Genomic DNA, 2,411 nt, shown 5'->3' with positions numbered 1-2,411 from the left:
AGAACGCCAAGCTCGACGCCGTCCTCGCCACCGACAAGGCCCCCGACGTGGTCGAGATGGGCAACACCGAGATGCTCGCCTACATGGTCAAGGGCGCCTTCGCCCCCGTCGACCCGGCGAAGTTCGACAACGCGGGCGCCTGGCTGGACGGCCTCAAGGCCTCCGTCACCTATGAGGGCAAGACCTACGGCGTCCCGTACTACGCCGGCGGCCGGGTCGCCAACTGGCGCAAGGACGTCTTCGCCGAGGTGGGCGTCAAGTCCACGCCGAAGACGTACGACGAACTGACCGCCGCCCTGGACAAGGTGCAGAAGAAGCAGGGCGACAAGTTATCCCCCCCCCCGAGCCAGTAGGCGCCCGGCGCAGCGGCGCAGCCCTTTCGCGGCGCGGCCGCTATGCCCAAAGCTGGCCCTGTAGCGTCTCGATGGCCTCCTCCGTTGTCGCGGCCGTGTAGACGCCCGTGGAGAGGTACTTCCAGCCGCCGTCGGCCACGACGAAGACGATGTCGGCCGGCTCGCCGGACTTCACGGCCTTCTTTCCGACACCGATCGCGGCATGCAGCGCGGCCCCCGTCGAGACGCCCGCGAAGATGCCCTCCTGTTGGAGGAGCTCGCGAGTGCGGGTCACCGCGTCGGCGGAGCCGACTGAGAAGCGCGTCGTCAGGACCGACGCGTCGTACAGCTCGGGTACGAAGCCCTCGTCGAGGTTGCGGAGGCCGTAGACGAGGTCGTCGTAGCGGGGCTCGGCGGCGACGATCTTGACGTCCGGCTTGTGCTCACGCAGGAAGCGGCCGACGCCCATCAGGGTGCCGGTGGTGCCGAGGCCCGCCACGAAATGGGTGATCGAGGGGAGGTCCGCGAGGATCTCCGGGCCCGTCGTCGCGTAGTGCGCGCCCGCGTTGTCGGGGTTGCCGTACTGGTAGAGCATCACCCAGTCGGGGTGCTCGGCGGCGAGTTCCTTCGCCACCCGTACCGCCGTGTTGGAGCCGCCGGCCGCCGGGGACGAGATGATCTCGGCGCCCCACATGCCGAGCAGGTCACGCCGCTCCTGGGAGGTGTTCTCGGGCATGACGCAGACCATGCGGTAGCCCTTGAGCTTCGCCGCCATGGCGAGGGAGATGCCGGTGTTGCCCGAGGTGGGCTCCAGGATCGTGCAGCCGGGCGTCAGACGGCCGTCCTTCTCCGCCTGTTCGATCATGTGCAGGGCGGGGCGGTCCTTGACCGAACCCGTCGGGTTGCGGTCCTCCAGCTTCGCCCAGATACGGACGTCGGCGGACGGCGAGAGCCGCGGCAGGCGCACCAGAGGGGTGTTGCCCACCGCGGCCAGCGGGGAGTCGTAGCGCATGGTTGATCGGGGGCCGGTCAGGCCATGCCGCCGGCCACCGCCGGCAGGATGGTCACGTTGTCGCCGTCGGACAGCTTGGTGTTGATGCCCTCCAGGAAGCGGACGTCCTCGTCGTTCAGGTAGACGTTGACGAAGCGGCGCAGCTCACCGCCGTCCACGATGCGGGCCTGGATGCCCGCGTGGCGGGTCTCGAGGTCGGCGAACAGGTCGGCGAGGGTGGCACCGGCTCCCTCCACCGCCTTCTGACCGTCGGTGTACTGGCGGAGGATGGTGGGGATGCGGACCTCGATGGCCATGGTTTGCGGCTCCTGTCGGGAGTGGTCGGGTGGGCGCGCGGCAGCGCGGAAGTGCGTGGTCACACAGGTGGATGGCGCCGCGGCTCACGGCCGTACGGCGGCTGGATCGGCGTCAACAGATGGCGCTGGCAAGCCTGCACAGGTCGACGTGCAGCCGCGCCACGAGCAGTGCGCCCGGCGTCTTCTCGCTCACGTCGTCAAGAACCATGCGCTCATCGTATCGATTCCCGGTCCGGGTCCCGGAATGTGATCCCACATGCCGGACGGAATCCAGCCGGGGAATGAGACCCGCGGTCCGGCGGAGTGCCTCCACGATCACGCCTCGTACGTCTCCACGATCCGGACCTCCTCCTCCGTCACCTCGCCCTCGACTATGCGGTACGAGCGGAACTGGAAGTCGCCGAGTCCGTCGGTGTCGGCGGTGGAGACGAGGACGTAGTGGGCGCCCGGTTCGTTGGCGTACGAGATGTCGGTGCGGGAGGGGTAGGCCTCGGTGGCCGTGTGGGAGTGGTAGATGACCACCGGCTCCTCGTCGCGGTCGTCCATCTCGCGGTAGAGCTTGAGCAGATCGCCCGAGTCGAACTCGTAGAACGTGGGCGACATGGCCGCGTTCAGCATCGGGATGAAGCGCTCGGGGCGGTCCGAGCCCGCAGGGCCCGCGACGACGCCGCACGCCTCGTCGGGGTGGTCCTTGCGGGCGTGGGCGACGATCTGGTCGACGAGGGCCTGGGTGATGGTCAGCATGTTCGTCAGGATAAGCAGAAGGGCTGT

The 2,411-nt window shown here is 68.8% G+C and carries 4 protein-coding genes and 1 pseudogene; 1 reads left to right on the top strand and 4 read right to left on the bottom strand.

The window, feature by feature from the left end:
• A pseudogene (locus STRIP9103_RS09085) lies at nucleotides 1-335 on the top strand (extracellular solute-binding protein); the annotation flags it as partial.
• Between the two features lie 58 nt (nucleotides 336-393).
• Here the strand turns inward: STRIP9103_RS09085 and STRIP9103_RS09080 are convergent.
• The 4 genes from STRIP9103_RS09080 to STRIP9103_RS09070 all read right to left on the bottom strand — a co-directional run bounded on the left by STRIP9103_RS09080 (nucleotide 394) and on the right by STRIP9103_RS09070 (nucleotide 2,384).
• Nucleotides 394-1,344 (bottom strand): PLP-dependent cysteine synthase family protein, encoded by a 951-nt coding sequence (locus STRIP9103_RS09080; RefSeq protein ID WP_009305577.1) that lies wholly within the window; start codon nucleotides 1,342-1,344, stop codon nucleotides 394-396.
• A 17-nt stretch (nucleotides 1,345-1,361) separates the two neighbouring features.
• Nucleotides 1,362-1,640: a MoaD/ThiS family protein gene (locus tag STRIP9103_RS09075; RefSeq protein ID WP_009305574.1), complete on the bottom strand. Its 279-nt coding sequence runs from the start codon at nucleotides 1,638-1,640 to the stop codon at nucleotides 1,362-1,364.
• 112 nt (nucleotides 1,641-1,752) lie between these two features.
• Complete coding sequence (locus tag STRIP9103_RS53060; RefSeq protein WP_309474684.1) at nucleotides 1,753-1,848, bottom strand: putative leader peptide; 96 nt, start codon at nucleotides 1,846-1,848, stop codon at nucleotides 1,753-1,755.
• Nucleotides 1,849-1,955: 107 nt separating this feature from the next.
• Complete coding sequence (locus STRIP9103_RS09070; RefSeq protein ID WP_009305582.1) at nucleotides 1,956-2,384, bottom strand: M67 family metallopeptidase; 429 nt, start codon at nucleotides 2,382-2,384, stop codon at nucleotides 1,956-1,958.
• Nucleotides 2,385-2,411 lie beyond the last annotated feature (27 nt).

The organism is Streptomyces ipomoeae 91-03 (assembly GCF_000317595.1).
Classification (GTDB): Bacteria; Actinomycetota; Actinomycetes; order Streptomycetales; family Streptomycetaceae; genus Streptomyces; species Streptomyces ipomoeae.
This window is presented reverse-complemented; position numbering and strand designations above follow the sequence as displayed.